The 256-nt window shown below is 62.9% G+C and carries 1 protein-coding gene; it reads left to right on the top strand.

From position 1 onward, the window contains the following. Positions 1–256: hypothetical protein (locus tag SCA31_RS24400; RefSeq protein ID WP_410699560.1), on the top strand; the 256-nt coding region annotated here is incomplete at both ends.

Consider the following 256-nt stretch of genomic DNA (forward strand, 5'->3'; position numbering starts at 1 on the left):
GCTCGGAGCGCCGCTTGACGGGCAGGCGGGCGTCGGGTTCCGTCTGAAAGACGGCTTCTTTCTTTCAAACTTCGCCTTCTCGGCTGAAGAACTGGACGCCTTGATCCTCTGTCTGGGCTGGTTGCAGCAAAGAGCCGACCCGGCGTTCGCCCAGAGCAGCGAAAGCGCGCTGGCGAAGATACTTTCGAGCCGGAGCGATCGTCCGTTCACAGGCGACGACACGCCGGCTGTCGTGACGGCCGCTTCTGTTTCCGAG

This window comes from Chryseobacterium sp. SIMBA_028 (assembly GCF_046535285.1).
In the GTDB taxonomy this organism is placed as follows: Bacteria; Bacteroidota; Bacteroidia; order Flavobacteriales; family Weeksellaceae; genus Chryseobacterium.